Genomic DNA, 5,602 nt, shown 5'->3' with positions numbered 1-5,602 from the left:
ATCAGTTCTTTCGTAGTTACCTTATCTGTTTTCAAGAAGCTTTCGTTGCCGATATCAGCAGTCTGATCTATATTAACTTGAGATTGGTATCGTAATGTTATCTCTTGATCGGTCTGATTTATCAATTGATAAGAACTTGTTTGAATATACGGCATGCCTAAGATAGAAAAATTTTTCTGAGATGGGGCAGGTAGTTTGTCAGGGTTAATATCCGCCCAAAGCCATATCCAGTAACTCCATGGATTGTCCATCTTTTTTTGTTTTATGGCATTTTGTATTTCTAGATTGTTTAATTCCTCCAAGTCATCTTTACTAATACTTTTCTTCTCAAGGCTTATTTTCTTTGATCGAGTGTAAAAATCTTTCCAGTTGATAATATCAACAGCTTGTCCTGATTGATTAATTAGTAAAACAAGGGGTGGCAGAGTTTGTGAAGAGAGTACATCTTCTTCGCTAGGTTTGTAATCATTGATAGAAATAATATTACGGTTGCCGTAAGACAGTACAAAGTTGCCTATTCCCCGTTTGGTTAATTGAATGAAATACCTATACTCTATCACGTTGGATGAAACATCATTTGTTTCTGTCACGCCAGATGGAATATCAGTTATCTCTGTTACTTCGGCTTTATTTTGCTTCCAATTAAAAGATAAAGGCGTGGAAAAGGCATAGGACGCTGTTGCAAATAAAATAGATACAAGCCATTTTTTCATCATAGATTTCTTAATCTTCAACCGGTTTTTCCGCCGCCACTTGGTCGATCAGGCTGGAAATGCTCATGCCGCGCTCCAACGATTCGTCGTATTTGAAGTGCAGCTCGGGCGTTTTGAAGAGTTTGATGCGTTTGGCCAATTCGCTGCGCAAATGGCCTTTGGCGTGTTCCAAAGCTTCTTCGGTGATGTCGCGTGTGCTGTCGTCGAGGACGGTATAGAACACGGTCGCATGGCTGTAATCGCGGGTAACTTCGACTTCGTTGATGGTGATGAAGCCTGCGCGCGGATCTTTCAGGCCGGTGCGGACGAGTTCGGCCAGTTCGCGCATGATTTGTTCTTTGACACGGTCTTGGCGGGCGTAGCCGCGTTGGGGTTTTCTCATGGTTTTCCTTGATGTATGGCAGGCTGTCGTTTCAGACGACCTGCGGTTTGGATTTTGAACAGCTGCCTATTATAACGGAGCGCGGTTTATTGTGCTTGAACCGAGAAAGGCATATCGATTTTTTGCCATTGTGCGCTTTCGTAGTCCAGCGCATCGGCGATGAGGGGGTGTTGCTCCAGCCATTGGGCGTTGATGCGCAAGATGAAGCTGTGGTTGTTTTCATCGACGCGAAGCTGGGTTTGCGGCGGCAAATCAAGCGGCAGGCGCGAGCGGCAGAAGAGGGCGGCCAAACGCAGGGACAATACGGCACACCACATGATTTCGTTATCGCCGATAATATCCGCCATTTTCTTGAGGTCGCCGCGATGGCCGATAACCAGTTGCGCCAAAATGGTTTGCTCTTTGCGTGAGAAGCCCGGCATATCGGCGTTTTCGAGAATGTAGGCAGAGTGTTTGTGATAGCCGGTATGGGCGATATCCAAACCGATTTCATGCAGACGGCCTGCGCGGCTGAGGTATTGGTTCCACAGGGCAAGCTCTTGAACGGTTACGTTTTTGGCGTGGCACAGGCTATTCATGAAGGCTTGCGCGGTATCGGCAACACGTTTGGCTTGGTTGAGGCTGACGTGGTAGCGTTTTTGGAACTCTGCCGTTGTCTGCTCGCGCATATCGACATTGAGGCTGCGGCCGATTAAGTCGTAGAACACGCCGTCGCGGAGTGCGGCTTCGGTAACGGTCATTTTGGTCAGCGAGAGTTCTTCAAAAGCGGCCATCATCACGGCCAACCCGCCCGCAAAAACTTCGACGCGTTCGGGTTTGAGGTTTTCAAATTTGGCTTTTTTAACCGAACCGGCTTCGATAATCCTATCGGCAAGATAACGCATGCCTTGGGCGGTAATGTCGGCTTCCTGCGGCAATTCGGCCGCCAAAACGTCGCGTATGGATTTGGCCGAACCGGACGTGCCGATGGCGAAATCCCAACCGGTGCGCTTCATCAGTTTGCTGATGCGTTGGATTTCGATACGAGCGGCGGAAACGGCGGCTTGGAAATCTTTGGCGGTAATTTTGTTTTGGAAAAAGCGCATGCTGTACGTTACGCAGCCCAAAGGCAGGCTTTCTGTGGTCAGTGGTTGCAAATCAGAGCCGATGACAAATTCGGTCGAGCCGCCGCCAATGTCGATAACCAGCATTTTGTCGCCTTTGGGCGGCAGGGTATGCACTACGCCGGTGTAAATCAGACGCGCTTCTTCACGGCCGGCAATGACTTCGATGGGGAAACCCAGTGCCGCTTCGGCACGGGGCAGGAATTGGGCGATGTTTTTGGCGACGCGGAAAGTGTTGGTGGCCACCACGCGCACGTTTTCAGGTTGGAATCCGCGCAGGCGTTCGCCGAATTTTGCCAAACATTCCAAGGCTTGTTCTTGAGAGGCTTCGCTCAGGTTTTTTTGTTCGTCCAAGCCGGCGGCAAAGCGTACCATTTGTTTGAAGGAGTCGATAACTTTCAGCTGGCCGTTGTTGTTTTCACAAATTTGCAGGCGGAAACTGTTGGAACCCAAATCGACGGAGGCTAAAACGTTGGCGGGAGTGGTGGTCATAAAAAATACCGCGTGATTAGAAAAACCTAAATGTTACTTGAGGCGGTATCACTTGACAATAAAAGGAATACAGCTCTTTGATTCTGCTCATAGATGTATTTTATAATGCCGATTTTAAGCAAATATATCAAAGGCCGTCTGAACTTTTCAGACAGCCTAAAAAGAGAAACACATGAAATCGGAAAACCAAGATTCCTTATTTTTATCGCGCCGCCGCCTGTTGCAAGTCGGCGGAGCCATGCTTTTGACGCCTGCGACCGCATGGGCTGGGGCGCAACGTGAAGAAACGCTGGCGGATGATGTGGCTTCCGTGATGCGCAGTTCGATTAATAGTGCCAGCCCTGCGCGGCTGGTGTTTGCCGATTCGAGGGAAGGGGAACGTTGGTTGGCGGCGATGTCTTCCCGATTGGCACGCTTTATTCCCGATGAAGGCGAGCGCCGCCGCCTGCTGATCAATATCCAATACGAAAGCAGCCGCGCCGGACTCAATACTCAAGTGATTTTAGGCTTGATTGAAGTGGAAAGCGCGTTTCGCCAATATGCCATCAGCGGCGTGGGTGCGCGCGGTTTGATGCAGGTGATGCCGTTTTGGAAAAACTATATCGGTAATCCGTCGCACAACCTTTTCGATATCCGCACCAATCTGCGCTACGGCTGCACCATTCTGCGCCATTACAACAATATCGAAAAAGGCAATATTGTCCGCGCGTTGGCCAGATTTAACGGCAGCTTGGGCAGCAACAAATATCCGAATGCCGTATTGGGCGCGTGGCGGAATAGATGGCAGTGGGGTTGAGCGGCTTACGATTTGCCCCATGCAATTCCTTTGAATCCTGTATAATCAGAAAATCTGTTAATTCACACTTTCAGACGGCCTTTCGCAAATTTAAGGCCGTCTGAAACATTATTTATGGCAAGAGATAACCGCATTCAAATGTTTCCGCACGAATGGCGTGCCAGTACCACACTCTCCGGCGTTTACGCACTGCGTATGCTGGGGATGTTTTTGGTGCTGCCTGTTTTGGCGATGTATGCCGCTTCGTTGCCCGGTGCGGAAGATAATAAAGCATTGGTCGGTATGGCAATGGGCATTTACGGGCTGACACAGGCCTTGTTGCAGCTGCCATTGGGCATTGCTTCCGACAAGTTTGGCCGTAAAAAAGTGATTTATATCGGCTTGATTGTGTTTGCCGCCGGTAGTTTCCTGGCCGCAGTTGCCGACAGCCTGCAAATGTTGGTTGCCGCGCGTGCCATTCAAGGCGCGGGTGCCGTCAGTGCGGCGGTAACGGCTTTGCTGGCGGATTTGACCCGTAGCGAGGTGCGGACGCGTGCGATGGCGATGATCGGCCTGAGTATCGGCTTGACCTTCTCCGTCAGCCTAGTGCTTGCGCCGATGATTGCCAGCTTTATCGGCGTATCCGGCCTGTTTGCGCTGACCGGTATTCTGACTGTAATCAGTATCGGCGTGGTTGCCTGGATGACCCCTGATCCGGAAGTGTCAAAAATGCACGAAGACACGCAGGCGCAGCCTTCGCGTATGGGCGAGGTATTGAAAAACCGCCAACTGCTCAATCTCGACTTCGGTATTTTTGCCTTGCATGCGGCACAAATGGCTTTATTTACCGCATTGCCGTTTGCCATGACGCAGTTGGGTTTGGAAAAAATCCATCACTGGCAAGTCTATCTGCCGTCAACCATTACCGGCCTGATTATTATGGTGCCGCTGATTATCGTCGGCGAAACGCGTAACAAGCTCAAACAAGTGTTTATCCTTGGTATCATCTGCATTGCTGCGGCACAAATCGGTTTGCTGTTTGGCATGCACTCGGTATGGTTAATTACCGCTTATCTGATTGTTTATTTTATTGGTTTCAATGTATTGGAAGCCAGCCTGCCGTCTATGGTGTCGAAAATCGCTCCGTCCGATTTGAAAGGCACGGCGATGGGCGTGTATAACACCATGCAGTCGGTCGGCTTGTTTGTCGGCGGCGCAACCGGTGGTTTATTGTTCCAAAAATATGGTTTTGCAGGCGTATTTGCCTTTTGTAGCGTACTGATGTTGCTGTGGCTGGTATTGGCAGTCATTTCGCCGGCACCGAAGCCTGTCAAAAACCTCAGCTATCCGCTTAACGCCGAATGGCAACAAAATCCGGATTTGCTCTACCAAAAATTGACCGAAATTGAAGGCGTTGAAAGCATCAGCTTTAGCGCAGACAAGCAAACCATTTATATCAAGGCCTTGCAAAAAGGATTCGACCAAGAGGCCGCCGAAAAAATCATCACAGGAGTGTAAAATGTCATTGAATAAAGTTATCCTCATCGGCCGCCTCGGCCGCGACCCGGAAGTCCGCTATATGCCCAACGGCGAGGCCGTCTGTAACTTCAGCGTTGCCACCAGCGAAACTTGGAACGACCGTAACGGCCAGCGCGTAGAACGTACTGAATGGCACAACATTACCATGTACCGCAAGCTCGCCGAGATCGCCGGTCAATACCTGCGTAAAGGCAGCCAAGTGTACCTGGAAGGCCGTATCCAAAGCCGTAAATACCAAGGCAAAGACGGCATCGAGCGCACCGCTTACGACATTATCGCCAACGAAATGAAAATGCTTGGCGGCCGCAACGACAACAGCGGCGGCGCACCATACGATGACGGCTACAACCAAGGCGCTCATTCAAGCCAAGGCAGTTACCAACAAGCGCCACAACAGCAATACCAATCTGCTCCGGCTCAAGAACCCCCGGCCGTCCCAGCCCGTCGTCCTGCCCCGGCACAACCGACCGCTCCGGTTGATGATATCGACGACGATATTCCTTTTTAATCATTGAACAAATACAAAAGGCCGTCTGAAAAATATTTTTCAGACGGCCTTTTATTTGAATATATCTACGCTTTTAAGATTTTCCGGCTT

At 49.8% G+C, this 5,602-nt stretch carries 6 protein-coding genes; 3 read left to right on the top strand and 3 right to left on the bottom strand.

Translation table 11 applies throughout. The features are described 5' to 3' along the window. From Q1M25_RS07670 to ppx, 3 genes are all read right to left on the bottom strand, one after another. Positions 1-716: hypothetical protein (locus tag Q1M25_RS07670; protein WP_300483590.1), on the bottom strand; the 716-nt coding region annotated here is incomplete at its 3' end. Between the two features lie 7 nt (positions 717-723). Then, entirely contained in the window at positions 724-1,095 is a 372-nt protein-coding gene (gene rbfA, locus Q1M25_RS07665) for a 30S ribosome-binding factor RbfA (RefSeq protein ID WP_003685554.1), read from the bottom strand. A gap of 86 nt (positions 1,096-1,181) precedes the next feature. Further along, positions 1,182-2,690 (bottom strand): exopolyphosphatase, encoded by a 1,509-nt coding sequence (gene ppx / locus Q1M25_RS07660; RefSeq protein WP_300483587.1) that lies wholly within the window; start codon positions 2,688-2,690, stop codon positions 1,182-1,184. 172 nt (positions 2,691-2,862) lie between these two features. Here ppx and Q1M25_RS07655 point away from each other — a divergent pair, with 172 nt between their 5' ends. The 3 genes from Q1M25_RS07655 (at position 2,863) to Q1M25_RS07645 (ending at position 5,512) form a co-directional block, all read left to right on the top strand. Beyond that, on the top strand, positions 2,863-3,486 hold the full coding sequence (locus tag Q1M25_RS07655) for a lytic transglycosylase domain-containing protein (protein WP_070583298.1): 624 nt from the start codon (positions 2,863-2,865) through the stop codon (positions 3,484-3,486). Positions 3,487-3,600: 114 nt separating this feature from the next. Further along, positions 3,601-4,983 (top strand): MFS transporter, encoded by a 1,383-nt coding sequence (locus Q1M25_RS07650; protein WP_300483582.1) that lies wholly within the window; start codon positions 3,601-3,603, stop codon positions 4,981-4,983. 1 nt (position 4,984) lies between these two features. Further along, complete coding sequence (locus tag Q1M25_RS07645) at positions 4,985-5,512, top strand: single-stranded DNA-binding protein (RefSeq protein WP_300483579.1); 528 nt, start codon at positions 4,985-4,987, stop codon at positions 5,510-5,512. The last annotated feature ends 90 nt before the right edge of the window (positions 5,513-5,602 follow it).

Origin of the sequence: uncultured Neisseria sp. (assembly GCF_951230505.1) — a bacterium.
Classification (GTDB): Bacteria; Pseudomonadota; Gammaproteobacteria; order Burkholderiales; family Neisseriaceae; genus Neisseria.
The sequence above is the reverse complement of the archived record's forward strand: the minus strand, read 5'-3'. Positions and strand labels throughout refer to the sequence as shown.

Coding starts and splice junctions, on each gene's coding strand:
- rbfA (WP_003685554.1), bottom strand. CDS start 1,095: ATGAGAAAACCCCAACGCGGCTACGCCCGCCAAGACCGTGTCAAAGAA.
- ppx (WP_300483587.1), bottom strand. CDS start 2,690: ATGACCACCACTCCCGCCAACGTTTTAGCCTCCGTCGATTTGGGTTCC.
- Q1M25_RS07655 (WP_070583298.1), top strand. CDS start 2,863: ATGAAATCGGAAAACCAAGATTCCTTATTTTTATCGCGCCGCCGCCTG.
- Q1M25_RS07650 (WP_300483582.1), top strand. CDS start 3,601: ATGGCAAGAGATAACCGCATTCAAATGTTTCCGCACGAATGGCGTGCC.
- Q1M25_RS07645 (WP_300483579.1), top strand. CDS start 4,985: ATGTCATTGAATAAAGTTATCCTCATCGGCCGCCTCGGCCGCGACCCG.